The sequence below is a fragment of the Microcoleus vaginatus PCC 9802 genome (assembly GCA_022701275.1).
Lineage (GTDB): Bacteria > Cyanobacteriota > Cyanobacteriia > Cyanobacteriales > Microcoleaceae > Microcoleus > Microcoleus vaginatus_A.
The window spans coordinates 1,550,602-1,568,010 of sequence record CP031740.1; the positions used below are offsets into that span (position 1 = coordinate 1,550,602).

19 protein-coding genes and 1 pseudogene are annotated in these 17,409 nt (G+C 46.2%); 10 read left to right on the forward strand and 10 right to left on the reverse strand.

Annotated elements, in window-relative coordinates; all coding sequences use genetic code 11:
• Positions 1-75 precede the first annotated feature (75 nt).
• Together D0A34_06415 and D0A34_06420 are read left to right on the forward strand one after the other, a co-directional pair.
• Positions 76-726 (forward strand): glutathione S-transferase family protein, encoded by a 651-nt coding sequence (locus D0A34_06415; GenBank protein ID UNU18554.1) that lies wholly within the window; start codon positions 76-78, stop codon positions 724-726.
• A 52-nt stretch (positions 727-778) separates the two neighbouring features.
• Positions 779-1,465 carry a DNA-binding response regulator gene (locus tag D0A34_06420; GenBank protein UNU18555.1) on the forward strand — a complete coding sequence of 229 codons (687 nt, stop codon included), beginning with the start codon at positions 779-781 and terminating at the stop codon, positions 1,463-1,465.
• A 118-nt stretch (positions 1,466-1,583) separates the two neighbouring features.
• Here D0A34_06420 and D0A34_06425 read toward each other — a convergent pair whose 3' ends face one another.
• A complete protein-coding gene (locus D0A34_06425) occupies positions 1,584-2,420 on the reverse strand; it encodes a metallophosphoesterase (GenBank protein ID UNU18556.1) in 837 nt (278 codons plus the stop codon).
• 129 nt (positions 2,421-2,549) lie between these two features.
• On the opposite strand from D0A34_06425, the gene D0A34_06430 reads away from it, so the two are divergent.
• On the forward strand, positions 2,550-2,948 hold the full coding sequence (locus tag D0A34_06430; GenBank protein ID UNU18557.1) for a transposase: 399 nt from the start codon (positions 2,550-2,552) through the stop codon (positions 2,946-2,948).
• Positions 2,834-3,496 carry an IS630 family transposase gene (locus tag D0A34_06435; GenBank protein ID UNU18558.1) on the forward strand — a complete coding sequence of 221 codons (663 nt, stop codon included), beginning with the start codon at positions 2,834-2,836 and terminating at the stop codon, positions 3,494-3,496. The genes D0A34_06430 and D0A34_06435 overlap by 115 nt, the downstream gene beginning before the upstream one ends.
• Positions 3,497-4,010: 514 nt before the next feature.
• On the opposite strand, the gene msrA is transcribed toward D0A34_06435, so the two are convergent.
• From msrA to D0A34_06450, 3 genes are all read right to left on the reverse strand, one after another.
• Complete coding sequence (gene msrA / locus D0A34_06440) at positions 4,011-4,484, reverse strand: peptide-methionine (S)-S-oxide reductase (protein ID UNU22199.1); 474 nt, start codon at positions 4,482-4,484, stop codon at positions 4,011-4,013.
• A 39-nt stretch (positions 4,485-4,523) separates the two neighbouring features.
• On the reverse strand, positions 4,524-5,486 hold the full coding sequence (locus tag D0A34_06445) for a DNA polymerase III subunit delta' (GenBank protein UNU18559.1): 963 nt from the start codon (positions 5,484-5,486) through the stop codon (positions 4,524-4,526).
• A 242-nt stretch (positions 5,487-5,728) separates the two neighbouring features.
• Complete coding sequence (locus tag D0A34_06450; protein UNU18560.1) at positions 5,729-6,397, reverse strand: dTMP kinase; 669 nt, start codon at positions 6,395-6,397, stop codon at positions 5,729-5,731.
• 105 nt (positions 6,398-6,502) lie between these two features.
• On the opposite strand from D0A34_06450, the gene D0A34_06455 reads away from it, so the two are divergent.
• Complete coding sequence (locus D0A34_06455) at positions 6,503-6,850, forward strand: hypothetical protein (protein UNU18561.1); 348 nt, start codon at positions 6,503-6,505, stop codon at positions 6,848-6,850.
• 197 nt (positions 6,851-7,047) lie between these two features.
• On the opposite strand, the gene D0A34_06460 is transcribed toward D0A34_06455, so the two are convergent.
• Positions 7,048-9,642, reverse strand: a complete 2,595-nt coding sequence (locus D0A34_06460; protein ID UNU18562.1) for a Cu(2+)-exporting ATPase — start codon at positions 9,640-9,642, stop codon at positions 7,048-7,050.
• 301 nt (positions 9,643-9,943) lie between these two features.
• On the opposite strand from D0A34_06460, the gene D0A34_06465 reads away from it, so the two are divergent.
• Positions 9,944-10,150: a DDE transposase family protein gene (locus D0A34_06465; GenBank protein ID UNU18563.1), complete on the forward strand. Its 207-nt coding sequence runs from the start codon at positions 9,944-9,946 to the stop codon at positions 10,148-10,150.
• A gap of 388 nt (positions 10,151-10,538) precedes the next feature.
• Here the strand turns inward: D0A34_06465 and D0A34_06470 are convergent, their stop codons facing one another.
• A complete protein-coding gene (locus D0A34_06470) occupies positions 10,539-11,894 on the reverse strand; it encodes a S41 family peptidase (GenBank protein ID UNU18564.1) in 1,356 nt (451 codons plus the stop codon).
• A 258-nt stretch (positions 11,895-12,152) separates the two neighbouring features.
• Positions 12,153-13,373: a 4-hydroxy-3-methylbut-2-en-1-yl diphosphate synthase gene (ispG, locus tag D0A34_06475; GenBank protein ID UNU18565.1), complete on the reverse strand. Its 1,221-nt coding sequence runs from the start codon at positions 13,371-13,373 to the stop codon at positions 12,153-12,155.
• A 287-nt stretch (positions 13,374-13,660) separates the two neighbouring features.
• Here ispG and D0A34_06480 point away from each other — a divergent pair, with 287 nt between their 5' ends.
• The gene (locus D0A34_06480; GenBank protein ID UNU18566.1) at positions 13,661-14,176 is read left to right on the forward strand and encodes a serine/threonine kinase; all 516 of its coding nucleotides are present in this window, start codon (positions 13,661-13,663) and stop codon (positions 14,174-14,176) included.
• A gap of 67 nt (positions 14,177-14,243) precedes the next feature.
• Here the strand turns inward: D0A34_06480 and D0A34_06485 are convergent, their stop codons facing one another.
• Positions 14,244-15,038, reverse strand: a complete 795-nt coding sequence (locus D0A34_06485; GenBank protein ID UNU18567.1) for a transposase — start codon at positions 15,036-15,038, stop codon at positions 14,244-14,246.
• A 27-nt stretch (positions 15,039-15,065) separates the two neighbouring features.
• On the opposite strand from D0A34_06485, the gene D0A34_06490 reads away from it, so the two are divergent.
• From D0A34_06490 to D0A34_06500, 3 genes are all read left to right on the forward strand, one after another.
• The gene (locus D0A34_06490; GenBank protein UNU18568.1) at positions 15,066-15,290 is read left to right on the forward strand and encodes a hypothetical protein; all 225 of its coding nucleotides are present in this window, start codon (positions 15,066-15,068) and stop codon (positions 15,288-15,290) included.
• A gap of 12 nt (positions 15,291-15,302) precedes the next feature.
• Positions 15,303-15,545: a YgiT-type zinc finger domain-containing protein gene (locus tag D0A34_06495; protein UNU18569.1), complete on the forward strand. Its 243-nt coding sequence runs from the start codon at positions 15,303-15,305 to the stop codon at positions 15,543-15,545.
• Positions 15,546-15,767: 222 nt separating this feature from the next.
• Entirely contained in the window at positions 15,768-16,271 is a 504-nt protein-coding gene (locus D0A34_06500; GenBank protein UNU18570.1) for a DUF2243 domain-containing protein, read from the forward strand.
• A 71-nt stretch (positions 16,272-16,342) separates the two neighbouring features.
• Here the strand turns inward: D0A34_06500 and D0A34_06505 are convergent.
• Both D0A34_06505 and D0A34_06510 read right to left on the reverse strand, forming a co-directional pair.
• A pseudogene (locus D0A34_06505) lies at positions 16,343-16,812 on the reverse strand (DUF4351 domain-containing protein).
• A 97-nt stretch (positions 16,813-16,909) separates the two neighbouring features.
• Positions 16,910-17,275, reverse strand: coding sequence for a hypothetical protein (locus D0A34_06510; GenBank protein UNU18571.1), 366 nt, complete (start codon positions 17,273-17,275; stop codon positions 16,910-16,912).
• Positions 17,276-17,409 lie beyond the last annotated feature (134 nt).

Sequence of the window (17,409 nt, forward strand, 5' to 3'; positions counted from 1 at the left end):
AGTCTCCCGCCTTGGTGTATTCAACTCTAAAACTTAAAATTTAACTGGCGATTGCAAATAGCTGAAAGCTCAACTATGACCGAATTGACACTTGTTATTGGTAATAAAAATTATTCGTCTTGGTCGCTGCGGGCTTGGCTGGCGATGAAACAAGCTGGACTGGAATTTGCCGAGGTGAGAATCCCTTTAGACTGGCCTACAACGCATGAAGAAATTCGGCGCTATTCTCCCTCGGGAAAAGTGCCAGTTTTAATCGACGGCGATCTGAAAGTGTGGGAATCATTAGCAATTTGCGAATACGTCGCCGATCGCTTTGCAAATGATTTGTGGCCGGCGGATGTAGCGGAACGGGCGATCGCCCGTTCCATCTGCGCTGAAATGCACGCGGGGTTCCAAAATTTGCGCGACAATATGCCGATGGACTGCCGCAACCGCTATCCGGGAGAAGGGATGACTGCCGGTGTAGAAGCAGAGATCGATCGCATCTTTGCCATTTGGCGCGAATGCCGCCAAAAATTCGGAACAGGCGGCAATATGCTATTCGGAAAATTCACAGTTGTTGACGCTATGTTTGCCCCCGTTGTTATGCGTTTTGTCACCTACGGAGTCAAATTAGATTCATCAGCCAAAGCTTATGCGGAGGCTATTTTAGCCTTGCCTGCAATCCAGGAATGGGTAGCAGCAGCTTGCAGCGAAACGGAAAGTATTCCGCACATTAAAATCTAGGGACAATTAGTTTACTTAACCTAAAATCTCAAATCTCAAATTTGAAATCAGGATGCGGATTCTTTTAGTTGATGATGAAGTTGAGTTAACTGACCCTTTGAGTCGAGTCTTAACCCGCGAAGGTTATACAGTTGATGTGGCATTTGACGGAGCAAGTGGCAGCAATTTAGCCATGCAGGGCAATTACGATTTACTAATTTTGGATTGGATGCTGCCGAGACAAACCGGACTGGCAATTTGCCAAAAGTTGCGATCGCAAGGACGGAGTACGCCAGTCCTCTTTCTCACCGCCAAAGATACCGTAGACGATCGCGTACAAGGACTCGACGCTGGTGCAGACGACTATTTAGTCAAACCTTTTGAACTGCGAGAACTGCTAGCCAGAGTCCGCGCATTACTGCGGCGGCCTCCTACTATTGATGCCGAGGTTGCTGTCGGGCGGCTACAAGTTGCAGATTTACAGCTAGACTACGACAATCAATTAGCTTATCGGAGCGATCGCACAATTGACTTATCAGAAAAAGAATGCCAGTTATTAGAATACTTAATGCGCCATACCGGTCAATTGCTAACACACGAACAAATCCACCAGTATTTGTGGAGTGAAGCGGAAAAACCCAGCAGCAATGTATTAGCCGCTCAAATTCGCCTGCTGCGCCGCAAAATAGAAGCCCCGGGCGAATCGGTGCTAATTCACACAGTCTACGGCAGAGGCTACCGCTTTGGAGAAGCCAGCTAATAATATAAATTGTACCCAATTCCTTTTTTTTACCCACTCGCGAAGCCGAAGCTCCTTCTGCCTTCTGCCTTCTGCTATATTATTTGTTATCGGCAAAGTATGCACCCTAAACCAGCCTTTACGTATCTTGACAAACCAAAGTAATTACTGTCACCTCCGGGGGACAAAATAGCCTTCCCGGCGAATAAGTTCCCAAACCGCGATTCACGTACAGCAAATTACTCCCCACCTGATGCAAACCGCTAGCCCATTCCCAGTGAGTAACTACTCGATCGTAAGCCGACAGCAAAGGAATGAACTTTCGGATTCGTTTAGGAATCAAATAGCCAATTTTTCTGACCCAAGCGTACAAAGGCCCGATACCGGGAATAACGATTTGACCGCCGTGAGTGTGCCCAGATAACTGCAAATCAATCCGCCAATTTTGCAGTTTTTCAGCAGTATCGGGATTGTGAGACAAGACAATCCGAGGAATCGCGGGATTTATTGATGCCATTACAGGTTTAGGCGCAAAATCGCCAGACCAAAAATCTGCCAACCCAACTAAAGCCAATTCTGAGCCCAAAGGATAGATTGCTTCGTTGTACAAAACCCGAATCCCGACGCTATTTAAAGCATTAGTAACCTCTGTTTTTGCCCTCGGCCAATAGTGGTCGTGATTGCCCAAAACCGCGTAAATTCCCGTCCGACTTTGCAAATTTTTCAATCGCTGCACTAAGGTGTAAATAGGTGCGGGGTCGTAGGTAATAAAGTCACCAGTTAAAAAAATCAGGTCGGGTTCGGCTTCATTTGCTGCCGCAATCGCCTCTTCTAGCAACCATTCCGACAGCCGCACCCCGTCATAGTGAAAGTCAGTAAGCTGTACAATTTTAGTACCTGATAGATTTGCTGGAAGATTAGCGATTGGTATTGTTAAATACTCTATTCGCAGTTTCCCAGTTAATAACCTGTGCATAAATCTAAAGTTTATTGATAACAGAGCGCCACCTTTAGCTTAGCAAATAAACAAGTAAGACTGCAAAACTAGATACAGCACTTTGCTTAACAGTTAGGTACAATAGTAGAGGTGGTAAGAAAGAAAAAAATGAAACCCTACTCCCTAGATATGCGTCAAAAGATTGTTGACACTTACGAGGCAGGTAACACCTCTATTCGGCAAGTAGCAGAAAGATTTCAAGTCAGTAAAAGTACCGTACAAGCCCTACTAAAGCGAAAAAAAGAGACAGGAAGATTACTCCCTAGTCAGGCAAAGGGCGGTAAACCGAGTTTACTGTTTGGTCACGAACAACAGATTGAAGAGATGGTAGCCCAGTATCCAGATTACACACTAGCGGAATACTGTGAGTATTGGCACGAAAAAACAGGAGTATGGTTGAGCGAGAGTGCGATGTGCCGATTCCTAAAAAAGCAGCAACTCACTTTGAAAAAAAAACACTACGCAGCAGTCAAGCCCATAAAGAAATTAATCAAAATCAGCGAATAGAATATTGGAAAAAAATCCGAGATGTCGCACCAAAAGATCTGATATTTTTGGACGAAATGGGCGTATTGCTAGGGATAATGAGATCCAGAGCTAGAAGTAAAAAGGGAGAAAGAAGCTACGATATCAAGCCATTTTATAGAGGAAGTAGGGTGACAGTAATTGGTGCAATAACCAACAAGAAGGTCATCGCCATGAAAACAATGAAACAATCAATGAATGGAGAAGAGTTCAAGAAATTTGTGCAAGAACAATTGGTTCCCAAATTATGGAAAGGAGCGGTATTAGTTATGGATAATTTGAAGGCACACAAGGTAGAAGGTGTGGAAAAAATGATCGAAGCAGTGGGAGCAAGAGTAGTGTATTTGTCACCGTACTCACCTGAGTTTAACCCCATCGAACATTTATGGTGGGAATTAAAGGCATGGCTCAGGAGATTTGTACCTCGAAGTGTACAGATTGTGGAAAAACTATTGGAATTGGGTGTGAAATTATGTTCAAGTAAGCAAATCGAAAATTATTTTGCTCACTGCTGTTACTGTACCTCTTAGTCACGCAAAGTGCTGTATTCTTCGCTTTTCCTTCTGTCATCTGACTAATGACTACTAATTGCTGACTAATGACTACAGTCGGGGACGCAAAAACCGGGATTACTCAAGAAAATTGAAACAGAAATTCTCAATCTTCATTTAGGCTTTATTTCAAAATTGTTTGGGTCTTACGCGCCCAACTACTACAGCATTTTTCTAAAATTATGACTTGCGTAACAAGCTGTTTAAAACGCGCTCGCTCTTCTTCAGAGTGGCATTCCCCGCCCCCCATTTATATTCTTTTGCCAATTTTCAAAGCTGAGACTTGTGCCGCATCCCCATAGAATCCGGCTACCACGGGGGGATTGCCCCTACCAAACACTATCTCATGACTAATGATTTATTACTAAGTAGGTGGAAATAAACATGGCGTGGGGGAGGCAGAGTTTTGCATTAATAATAAACTGGCCGCTAGTAGAGATCATTGCCTTACCGCCCCTACGATATTTTATTTTTTGTGGGATCTGCCTAATTTTTAACTAATGACTTCTGACGAAAGCCGCTTCTTCTCAATATATTGCTGGTGGTAATCCTCTGCCATATAAAATTCACCAGCAGGTTTGATTTCGGTGGCAATATCTTTGTCGTATTTACCGGAGATTTGCAATTTTTGTTTGGAGAGGCGAGCGGCTTTTTCTTGTTCGGAATTATGATAAAAAATCACAGACCTGTACTGTTCGCCTCGGTCGGGGCCTTGGCGATTGATTTGGGTAGGATCGTGACAGTTCCAGAATACATCTAGCAGTGCTTCGTAACTGACCTGCGATCGATCGTACTCTACCAGCACTGATTCAGCGTGACCGGTGACTCTGGCGCAAACATCCAGGTAGCACGGGTTCGGCCAGTGACCTCCTGTATAGCCCGCAGCAGTCGAGACGACACCCGCAACGGCGCGAAACTTGTGTTCAACTCCCCAAAAACAACCGGCGGCAAATGTGGCTTTTTCCATCGTGTTACTCATCGTATTGCGCTCAAACTCGGCACTAAATTATGCTTGACATATTCCCATTAGTGTGCATTCCCAAACTAATCGCGGCTGTACGTAGTTTAGCAAATATTGTCGTGCTTTTTCCAAGGGTTCTAAGGGCGATCGACTAATTCCCCCTGCCAAAAATTGCTGCCAGTAACAGTGTTGTAAATAATCGATTAACCACAACTGAGATTCAGTATCTAAAGTTTTATCAATTTCCTTGGCCAATTCCAAAGCAGACCGCAGGTTTTGAGGCAACTGCTTCACTTTTTGCAGCAAATCCTCGGGTATTGATTGCAGTTGCTGCCAAATAGAAATTGCCTCCCCAGGACTTCCCTGAGCCATCCCCATTACCTCGGGATGATCTAAAATCTCCGCGAATCCCGCTTGCTGCAAAACTTGTGCCATTGCTTCGGGATTCAGCCGAGAAAACTGAATTTTTTGACAGCGGGAAATTAAAGTCGGCAGCAAAGCTTCCACAGTCGGAGCAATTAAAACGAGCGCTGCTTTTCCCGGTTCTTCCAATGTCTTCAACAAGCCGTTAGCGGCTCCCTCACCCATTGTTTCTGCTTGTTCCAAAACTACGACTGAACGCGCCGCTTCTAACGGCGGTCGGCTGAGAAAATCACCGATTTCTCGAACTTGTTCTAAACGAATTTGTGGTGGTGCTTTCCGTTTTAAACCGGCTTCCTCTGCTTCCTTTGGTGTAAGCCGTTTGCCTTGGTTCATGTAAGTTGGTTCTACCCAAAGTAAGTCTGGATGATTGCGCTGCTGCACGCGATTTTGCACGGAGGCTATTAATCGGGTTTCGGCAAGATTGGCTGAGAATAAAAGCTCGATGAAACACTGAGCAGCTAAACTTTTGCCGATGCCGTTAGAGCCGACAAATAAATAACCAGGAGCAATTCGGTTTCGCTCGACTGCTTGTGTTAGCAATTCTACTGCTCGCTCTTGTCCGATTAATGATGTGAAATAATTCATATTTGCGGAAGAAGGAAGAAGGAAGAAGGAAGAGGGAAGAAGGAAAGAGGAATAAGGAAGGAGGAAGAAAATCTCGGGTTTCAGCAAGTCAGAACATCATAACCGTCGGCGCGGCTACTATAATACCAAAAGGTTATTATGGTTTAAGGGACTGCTAAATAATTATTTTGAGTTAAGAATGTTAAATTGTAAGTTCTTGGAGCCGGACAGGGCATTGCCGTGTCTCTACACATTATCTAGCGCTATTTTTCAGAAGAGGTATTATTTAAATATCCCCAAGCTTCTAACCTGCTAGTTACAATAGCTTGAATTTCCTGAGCGACTTCATATTCAGGGCGATCGGCATTTATCCGGACAATTCGAGATTTATTTTCCTGGGCTAACTCCGCAAAACCTTGCTGTACAAGGCGGTGAAACTTCAAATCTGCTTGCTCGATCCGATCGCACTCTCCCCGAGATCTTACCCTCGCCAAACCCGCCTCCACATTAATATCCAGCCACAAAGTCAGATCGCTTTCCAAGCCGCCGGTGGCAATTGCATTCAACTGCTTAATTAAATTTAAGTTAAGACCGCGGCCGTAGCCCTGATAAGCAATCGTAGAGTCAGTAAAGCGATCGCATAAAACAATCGTTCCCTTCGATAACTCGGGTTTGAGAAAAGTTTCGACGTGTTGAGCGCGATCGGCAGCGTACATGAGTAATTCTGCTCGGTCGGATACAGATTCGCCCCCATCTTGTTTCAGCAGCAAATGTCGCAGTCCCCTTCCTAGCTCAGTACCCCCCGGTTCGCGAGTAGCCACCAAGCGGACTGTCAGAAAGCAACTTGCTTGCAGGAACTGTATCAAGCGCTGCATTTGCGTAGTTTTACCGGCACCTTCAACCCCCTCAAACACGATAAGTTTGCCCTTCATTGCCCTAACTTTCCACCTGAATAAAATAAATCCATATTGTTCTGTTCATCTGTTCGAGGTTCGGTATGATAATAAAGTCTAAATGCCTCACGGCTGGAGTTTTTTATGGCTCGCTATACTGGTTTTTTTATCGTTGCCGTTCCCATCGACCGTCTCCGTCAGTCCCTGATTGAAATTTTAGAGTCATGCAATCTTGATATTATCTACAATACAGGAGATTCCGTCATGGCTCGCGAGCTCCCAGGTCAAGTTTCGATTGCCAAACTTGTCACCGCAGAAGTCCTAATTGAGAAAAACATGACCAGCGACTCAGAGGTTCGCATGAACTTCGTGATTAAAAACGAAGAGCTGCCCCTGCAAACCAACAACCACTGCCGTCAAATGTTCGAGCTAGTGAGTCGTTCAATTATGAACAACAATAACTGGCGACTTTTGGAAAGTATGGCACTGTAGCCCTCAGTCAGTCAATTTGAGGTGTGAGATTTTCGATTGACTCTACAGATTAATCAGAGGGTTCTAACTAAGGTGGAAACTTCTTGGCTCTCGACTCCTGGTGTGAGGGGTTTGTCTCCCTCTTGGGAGGAGGTCATTAGTCATTAGTTTCTAGCTAATGACCGATGACCTCCGAGTTTTATCTGCAATCCCTAAATTTAAGCTCGAAATCCGCGTCGCAGCAGCAAAGAATTTGTAACAACGCTAACAGAACTAAACGCCATAAATGCTCCCGCCGCCGCAGGACTGAGTAGAATTCCGGTGGCAGGCAGCAAGATACCCGCTGCAACCGGAATTCCCAGAGTATTGTAACCAAATGCCCAAAATAAGTTTTGGCGAATCTTATTAAAAGTAGCGCGCCCCAGCTCGATCGACTCAACAACATCCATCAAAGCATTTCGCATCAGCACAATTTGAGCAGTCTCAACTGCTACATCAGTGCCGCAGTGCAAACCGATACCGACATCAGCTTGAGCCAAAGCCGGCGCGTCATTGATACCATCCCCCACCACAGCCACTTTACAGCCTTGGGCTTGCAAAGTCGCGATCGCCCGAGCCTTCCCATCCGGCCGCACTTCGGCCAAAACATCAGCCGCCGTCAAATCTAGCTGCTGCGCCGTCGCCGCCGCCGCAGACGCCGTATCCCCCGTCAGCATCATCACCCGCAATCCCATGCCCCGCAAACGTTCCACCGCCGCCTTAGCATCCAGCCTCAGAGTATCTTTTAGCCCAATTACCCCCAGCAAAACGCCCCCAGAAGCCACGTAAACCGCCGTTTTGCCTTGCAAAGACCCCGACAATTCCGTCGCCACAGCGACCCCCTGCTTCTTCATCCACTCAGCATTCCCCGCGAACACCCGTCTGCCCTCCACCAAAGCAGAAACCCCGAATCCCGGTTCCGTGGAGAAATCCTCAGCAGCTAACAGCGGCAAACCTTGTTGTTGAGCTTCCAGCAAAATCGCTGCGGCGATGGGATGACAAGCGCCCCTTTCCACCGCCGCCGCAATTTGCAGCAGTTTTGAGTCAACCGCAGTGCCAGAAACTCCATCAATTGTGGAACAAACCTCTTGTTTGCCTCCAGAAACCCCATCAATTGTGGAACAGGCATCTTGCCTGTTGCCAGAAACCCCATCAATTGTGGAACAGGCATCTTGCCTGTTGCCAACATTAATATCTGAGTTCAAATCCAACTCCGAATTCTGGAAAATCGGCAAATAATCTGTGAGTGTGAGATTTCCGGTTGTCAGAGTGCCCGTCTTGTCAAAAACCACCGTATCTAATTGATGCACCCGTTCTAAAACATCACCACCGCGAATTAAAAGCCCGCGCTCCGCCCCGATGCCAGAACCGACTAAAATTGCTGTTGGGGTAGCCAGTCCCAAAGCGCAAGGACAAGCAATGACTAAAACTGCGATCGCCAATTTCAAACTTAATAGCAAAGGCGATTGATAATGAATAATTGGCAATTGATTTCCCATATTCATTGCCCCGTGTCCCATATCCATTGCCCCTTGTCCTAAAAGCACAGAAGGCCAAATATGAGTCCCGGCAAAATACCAAAATAGGAAAGTTAAAAGCGATATCGCCATTACCCCATACACAAAATATCCCGCGACAGTATCAGCTAAATTTTGAATCGGCGCTTTGCGAGTTTGGGCGGCCTGTACCAAAGCCACCATTTGAGCTACAGTTGTTTCCTTACCGGTGCGAGTTGCCCGCATCACAACTGCCCCGGATTTATTGATAGTTCCGGCCGCAACTGTATCTCCTGGTTGCTTCAAAACCGGCATTGATTCGCCAGTCAGCATCGACTCATCTATCGTTGTTTTGCCTTCGCAGACTTCACCGTCTACTGGTATTTTTTCCCCAGGCAAAACTTGCAGCCATTCTCCCACTCGGACGCGATCGGCAGGAATTTCAATGTATTGTGGATCGTAGACCGCAGATGTCGAGCTTAAAGCCAATTCTTCCGATCGCAAATCTAAACTCGGGAGTTTAAAATCAACTAAGCGGGCTTTCGCCGGCTGCAATGCGATTAAAGCTTGCAAAGCTGATGCAGCGCGCCGTCTGGCTTGCTGTTCGAGAGTTTTGCCCAACAAAATAAAGCCCAGCAGCATCACCGGTTCGTCAAAAAAGCACTCCCATCCCATCCGTGGAAACAGCAGCGCCGCGTTGCTAGCGGTGTAAGCTGTGACAGCGCCTAAAGCTACCAAAGTATTCATGTTGGGTGCATTTCGCCACAAACTGCGGCACCCGTCAACGATAATCGGGCGGCCCGGTAGCAGCAAAGCTAGGGTGGCGAGTCCCCAGTGAAACCAAATATTGCTGAGAATAGGGGCTTTTGTGCCGAGTACGTGACCTAAACCGGATAAAATAATTAGGATTAGGGCGATCGTCAATTGCTTGATTTGCTGTCGAATTTCTTGCCGCCGCCGTTCAATTGTTGCCGCTTCTGCTTCCCGCTGATTTTCACCTAAACGAGACTGAGAGGGAAATCCATTATCAGTCAACTTTTTCGCTAAAGCTTCTGCATCGACAGTCCCCGGTTGACACTCAACCGTCGCCACTTCTACGGCTAAGTTAACGCAAGCTGAAATTACGCCTGAATATTGCATGAGTTGGCGTTCCACAGCTTTCGCGCAGCCGGCACATTTCATCCCGCCGACATCGAAAGTAACAAGTTCTGGCGGTGATTCGTTAACTGGTAGGATTTCTGGTTGAATTTCGGGGATTGTTTTGGGTAGAAATTGCATGGTTTTTTTTGGTATTGATTAGAATATTCCGCCACTTCTGAAAGGGTTTAATACACTGTTTAGACAAATGTCTATATTTTGATCATAGATAAATATTGTGGCATCTTCCAAAAGTGTTAGTTTTTTTTAATTCTTATTAGTTGCAGGCGGTTAAATCCGCAGCCCGGGAGGGGTTTTAACTACTGTCGGACTGCGAGTTTAATGCTAAGACCCACTTGGGACACGGCATTGCCGTTTCCCTACTTGATATAATGAGCCAATTGCCTAGTTAGTATCCAGCTTTTATTTGACGAATTTAGCTATGACAGAAACACCAAAATTTTATATTGTCAAACGTCCTGTAGGTAATTGCGAGATTGTGCCGTTGGCGGAGCCCTCGCAGAGGATCGCGCAACTTGAAGAACAAAACCCCAGTATTATTGAAAAGTGGGGCCCTTACGATTCTGCCGAAGATGCCATTGCCCGCCGCATCGGATTAATTCGCGCCGGCAAATGCCAGCCGCAATGACGAATTACTATTACTTTCCTCCGCATCGCGAAAGCTAACGTGATATCAAATCTGTTAGCAGCGGAATTATTCATATCTCTCTTCTCGACCTCTGCGTGAATCACCCTCAATTCCTTGTCATCTGCAGTGAAGAAATTCTCTTTTTTTAACCGCAGATACAGGCAGATAAACACAGATTAACGCAGATTAATTATATCAATGCCGGTTGCACCGTCCGTGATGGTGGACTGTTAACTGGATTTTACGCCCGACGATGCTACCGGCATTGATATGACTCGCAATGACGAATTGCCAAAAATAGCGAAGCATTCGAGTTGAAAATCTGGGCTTTTAGCCGTAAATCTTCCCCCGAATGCTTTTTTTTTAACTGAAACCCTACACAGGTTTTCTACTTAGATTTAGAAGGTGCTGCACTCGGTTTTGCTTGCGCCGCATTCGGTTTAGGTGGCGCTGCATTCGGTTTCGACTGCGCCTTATCATTCCCGGTTTTACCAGTAACTTGCTGTGTCAAAACTTCCATAGCTTTGGCGTACTGCGGATCGGCCGTTGTAGCGATTTTATCGCGATCGCGCCTCAATTCCTGTTTTTGAGCGTCGGTGAGTTCTACCTTGAAATCTGGTTCAATTCCGGCCTTGTTGATATCAGTGCCCTTGGGAGTAAAATACTTGGCAATTGTCACTGCCAAACCGGCACCATTTCCCACGCCGCGTACTGACTGAACTAAACCTTTACCAAACGTCTTTGTTCCCACCAAAACCGCGCGCTTGTTGTCTTGCAAAGCACCGGATAGAATCTCGCTAGCACTTGCTGAACCGCCATCTACCAGTACAACTAACGGTTTGTCTGTGAGATCTGCCTTATTTGCAGTTTGTTTATCGGCCTCACCGACTCGATCGACCGTCGAGACGATCGTACCTTCTTTGAGCCACATCCGAGCAATTTCAATACTTCCGTACAGCAACCCGCCGGGATTGGAACGCAAGTCTAAAATATAGCCCGTTACCTTTTTCTGTTCCAAATCCTTAATTGCCGTTCGCATTTCCGATGCAGCATTCGCACTGAACTGATTTAAGCGAATATAGCCGACTTCTCCGATCGGACTTTTCTGCACCGACTTCCGCACGGGATGAATTTCAATTTTAGCGCGCTTCAGCTTAAATTCTAATTCCTTCTTTTCCCGCAAAATCGTCAGCGTCACCTCAGTATTGGCCTGACCGCGAATCAAACTTACCGCTTGATTCGTATCCATGCCTTCTGTGCTCTTGCCGTCAATCTTAGTAATGATATCTTTTGCTAGAATCCCAGCAGTAAAAGCAGGGGTATCTTCGATCGGCGAAATCACCACCAACTTCTTAGTTTCCTCATCTTGAGTCAACTGAATCCCAACTCCTGTCAGTTCCCCAGAAGTTTCAACCTGCATATTCTGGAACTCTTTAGGGTCCATAAACCGCGTATAAGGATCGTCCAGCTTCTTCAGCATTTCCCGAATTGCTTTGTAAGCTTCCTCGTCGCTGGTATAAGTCCGATTCAAATAATCATTCCGCACCGCTTTCCAGTCAACCTGGTTAAAAGTGCCATCTACATAACTTTTGTCAATAATCTGCCAAACTTCATCAACTAACTCTTTAGGGCTTCCCCTAAAAGAAGCCAGAGATTTAGAACTGCAACCAGTGTTCGCAAGAGTTACGGCAGTGAGTACCACCGCTGCTGCACTTAGAACAAGCCCTCGTTTTGTTATAACCATTTGTGTGACGCGCGGGAGGAAAAGAGTTCAGAATAATTACGCTCAATCTAACACAGGCAAGGCCGGCTCGCGTTTGGCGTACATATATTATTCCACTTTGCCGAGTTCTATTCAGGGCGGGCTAGAAGCAACTGCCCACAAGAAACTTGATGTTTTTTTGTGGAACAGGCATCTTGCCTGTTCCTGACGGGCTAGGCGCAACGGCCCACAAGAAACTTGATGTTTTGTGGAACAGGCATCTTGCCTGTTCTTCAGGGGCTAAGGATCAACCCAGCGATCGTCCGATTTAATCAAGTCAATCAATTCTGCCACGCCTCGGTCTTCGGGGACTTTCTTAATTTCTTCCCGGCCCCGGTACAGCGAAATATAACCCGGTTGCTTCCCGACGTAGCCGTAATCAGCATCAGCCATTTCTCCCGGCCCATTGACAATACAGCCCATTACTGCTATATCCAAACCCGTGAGATGCTTCGTCGCCTCTCTCACTTGGTGTAACACTTCCTCTAAATTAAACAAAGTGCGACCGCAGGAAGGACAAGCGACATACTCAACCATCGTTTTCCGCAGTCCCAAGGCTTGCAGAATGCTGTAGCAGACGGGAATCTCCTTTTCTGGGGCCTCTGTCAGCGAGACGCGGATGGTGTCGCCGATGCCGTCAGTCAGCAGCGGTGCGAGGCCTGCGGTGGATTTGATGCGGCCGTATTCGCCGTCTCCTGCTTCCGTGACGCCCAAATGCAGCGGGTAATCCATGCCGAGTTCGTCCATCCGGTGCACCATCAAGCGGTAAGCAGCAACCATCACGGGTGCGCGCGAGGCTTTCAGGGAAAGTACAATATTTCGGAAGTCGAGGGATTCGCAAATTTTGATGAATTCCAGGGCCGATTCTACCATGCCTTCGGGCGTGTCGCCGTAGGTAAAAAGCATCCGTTCGGCGAGGGAACCGTGATTGACGCCGATTCGCAAAGCCTTGCCTTGGTCGCGCAGGGAAATCACCAGAGGTTCCAGGGTTTCGCGGATTTTTTCGCCAATTTCGGCGAATTCGCTGTCGGTGTATTCGCTTCTGTCGGCTTTCGGCTTCTCGAACACGTAAAGTCCGGGATTGATTCTCACTTTGTCTACGTGTTTGGCGACTTCCAGGGCAATTTTCATGCCGTTGTGGTGGACATCGGCGACGAGGGGTACGGGTTGGTAGGTGGCGTGCAGTTTTTGCTTGATTTCGGCTAATGCTTTGGCGTGGGCCATGCTGGGCACGGTGACGCGGACGATTTCGCACCCAATCTCGTGCAAGCGCCGAATTCCGGCGACTGAACCGTCGATGTCGAGGGTGTCTTCGTTAATCATCGACTGAACTACGACGGGGTTGCCGCCCCCGATCGTCACGCTACCGACTTTGACCGGTCGGGTTTTGCGGCGTTTGATGGTGGTGTCGAAAATCGGTTGGCTAGATGCGCTTTTAGTTGGATTTGGTAGAGTTTGCATAAGTGATTGCTAGTGTTCTGTTACCAAGCTCTATAAAATTCTGTTTCCTATTTTTCAGGTTGCCATAGAAAGGGTCTGTTTGGACAAAGAGGTTTTGGGATTTAGGAATTGGTATAAAAATGCTCGCCTACCTCCCACTCACATGATGTCGGTTGGGTTCGTCGTGTTACGCAGGCATCACCGGGAACGCGAAGATAGGTTAATGAAGATTTTGGCTGCAATTTCTCGTTAGAATATAAGTTAGAATATGACAAAATTATATAAATACTTTGGAGTTTTCAGCAGTTATGCCAGATGAAACGATTAGGATTGTGAGCAGCGATATTCCGGGCGAGTCGCCTCAAATTGAGCCGGATGTTCCCCTCAAATCTGAGCGGGGAGTAGACTACACTAAGTTGCGCGATTTACTGGCAACTCGAAAATGGCAAGAGGCGAATCGGGAAACGACAATAAAAATGCGGGAAGCAGCGGGGGGTGAATATCTCGATCGATTGCCCTGTGAAGACTTACGAACTATTGACCAACTTTGGGTAAAATACAGTAACGGACTTTTCGGCTTTTCGGTGCAGAAACGCATCTATGAAAGTCGGTGGAGGCATCACTTGGATAAGGAGCGAGAACTTTTCGAGGAGTTCGGCTGTATAATTGGTTGGGTTTGGTGGCATCCTAGTTGGGTCGTCACCTCAGAGATCGAGGATGGAACACCTCCGGAACACATCCTGGGGGGACACCTCCCAACATACTACATAGAGGAGTACAGTTTCAAAGATATAAGGCAGCGCCTCGAGACTTGTAGAGTTTAACATCTAAGCGTTTCAGGTTTTCATAAAGATTTATTACAAAGGCAAAAACCATGAAACCACGCCAGTTCTACGTTTCCGATACCTGGCACTGCTGACCGGACTCGGCTAAAATGCTACCAGCAACTTGTGGGTTGTAACAATTAGCGAAGATAAATTTTTCTGCCACCGCCAAAATTTCTGGGTCTTCCGCCTCCCACTCTCCCCAAGGCAAACTCATCTGTCCCGGTGAAGCCTTTTTCGACTTTCCCTTAACTTTCAACCCCACTAACAAACGACTTCCCCAATGATTTTTTGACTCAGGTTTCGGTTTTGGGCGATACTTCTTGCAAAATTTGCGGTAGGCTGCGGCACATTCATCTAAAGTTTTACCCAAAGCCAAAAACGCCGGATGCCATTGAGTAATCCCATCCTCACTAAGCCTGTCGTGAATGCCATAATTGCTGAAATCATAAAAAAATCCTTGCTGCATTCCGGCCGCTTTCGGATTAGCATGAATGTAGCGCAAAGTATTTAAAGCTCTACGCTTGTCAGTATTAGCAAAACCTGTACTGTGATAGCGTTTTTCCCAGAAATGTCCTGTACGGTTGAGCATCCGGTTAAAACACATAGCAGTGTACCAATTTAACCAGTGCATAATTTTAGGTAAATCTTCCGGTAGTGTTGGTTCTAGGAGATAATGAACGTGATTGCTCATAATGCAGAGAGCATAGAGTTTAAAACTGTACTTGTTTTGAGCTTTCTTGATAGCATAGAGGAAAACTTGGCGGCATTCGGAGCGAGTTAAGCGAAACTCGCGGTTATTGCAGCGATTAGTAACGTGGTAGGAGTATTGGGGCTGGAGTTGACGAGGTTGGCGAGGCATTGTCTGAACAGACTACTTTATGCAAATATGTTGAAGTTTAACTTAGAAACACAATTTGTAGTTTGCATTAACAATCAAGATTATCAAGCATCCTTGGAAGTGCGAAAAATCTACCAAATAATACCGGATAATCACGCTGGGGAACATCAATTTATCCGAGTTATTGATGAATCCGGCGAAGATTATTTGTATCCAGTCGCATATTTCGTGCCCATCGCATTGCCGAAAGCCGTAGAAGCCGTATTTGCCTAGGATAAATTAACAATGATATCTGTAGAAAAATGCCCAATTTGCGGCAGTGAAATAGTTAGAAAAGAAGTGGATAAACTTTTACGAGGTGGCAACCATACTGCTATATTAAAAGTATCCGCTGAAGTTTGCCTAAGCTGTGGAGAACGGTTGTACTCTGTGGAAACAGTTAGGAAATTTGCCAAAATTAGACAGCAGCTACAGCGAGAAGAGACTATAGAATTTCAAGCGATGGGGCAATCTTTTCGAGTTGGATAAGTTAGACGGGGATAATTTGTTTAAAAAGATCGATCGCGCTTTCCAATCATCCATCAAAAATCAAGGTGCGTTAGCGAAGCCCTCGAAGAGGATCGCACTTCACTCCAGAAATCTCTCTCGCGGATGATGCGATCGCCCCTCCTCCCCAGCAAAACTAAAAACTGTACTGGCAAATCCCTTCACAGACCCAGGCTCAGCAGTTAAATAATCTGAGGTTTTCCATTGGACGATCGCACAAACTCACCCTCCACCGCTGTTAACAACCGCCGACCTCTAATTATCGCAGGAATTCTCCTCGGTATCGGTCAATCCGGCTTTTTTGACGGCATTGTCCTGCACCAACTCCTCCAGTGGCACCATATGTTTAGCAGCGTTAAAACCGATGCTACTGTTGCCGGTTTAGAATTAAATACCCTCGGAGATGGATTGTTTCACGCTGCGGATTGGTTGGTAACAGTGGCGGGAATCTTCTGTTTGTGGGGTGCTGTGAAGCGCAAAGATGTTCCTTTGTCAACTCAAACTTTTTTCGGTTCCATATTAATTGGTGCTGGATTGTTTGACTTTGTTGAAGGCATTATTGACCATCAAATTTTGGGAATCCACCACGTCAAACCCGGTATCAACGAGTTAGCTTGGGATTTAGGATTTCTCGCTCTTGGAGTTAGTTTAGCGCTGTTAGGTTGGATTCTGGTACAGAGGGAAGTTCCTGCAGATACTAAAGTTTAAATGAATGCAGAGATTGGGAATTTTACCAAATCCGCGTTACAAATCCCCCACTCTCTTTTTAACTCATCAGTTCATCCCGCAACAGACTCCAACCACGCGATCAAATCCTCCTTACTCCTAAAATCCAACAAAGCTTCTGGCAAATCATCTAACTGTTCCGCAGATAATCCCTGGATGCGAGTTTGAACTTCCAGTGTAACATCACCCACCCGCCGCACGATCGGACGCATAATTAATCCTATTTCCCCGTCAATTTTACCCCTTTCGATTCCCTGTTCGATTCCTTGGCGGCGGCGTTGAGTACCTGCCTTTCAATAATCACGGTTTTGTTGCCGATAATCTTGGCTTTGACATCCAGGTAAGTGTCTTTCAATCCTGTAACGCTTCCTGCTGAATAAGGGTCAAGGATTTCTCTTTCTTAGAGGGTTGGTTCTCCGTTATACAGCATTGCACTTAGGAAGCTGATTAAAATTTCTGGATGTTCGGGAGATCAGAATATTTTTTTGAATGCAAAGTCTGTTTTGGGACTGATGAAACGCATATTGTAGAAGGAAGAAGGAAAATGCAATATGTGAGGGAGTTTTAGGTTGGTAGTTGCGCTTTACCACGCTTAGCGCAACTACGAAGTTTTTCAATTATCAGCCTGTGGCTTCAGTAGTAGTTGCAGGTGACATAACTAGCTTTCCAGCTATATCCATTGTTGCTAGCTTCAGCACTTCATTAAAAGCTAAACCCCGAATTTTGAGTTCCCACCGAATGCCTTTTGCTTTCATTCGCTTGGCTTTCCGCATATCGACATCAGCAGCTTTTTGATTCAAGAGCAAATATTTCATTGCTGCTGTAGCTTCTACTTTTGTGGGAAATGCAATATAGGTGATAAATCCGCCGTCCCAGTGATTGGCATTGCGGACACTGCTGATAGTCGCCACTCTCGGACTAAAGCGGTTCCAGTAAAAGTCGCTGTAGCCGATCGACTGTGTATTGACTTGGAGTTTGTTTGCCATCTGACTTAACTCCTATAACCTTGTGTGCGGGGTTTGCAGCACCAATTTGCTGCTGTTACTATTATAGCAAATTAATTGGTAATGGGGAATGGAAAGTGCGATTATGATGTTCGGTTATACCCATTTAAAAAAGT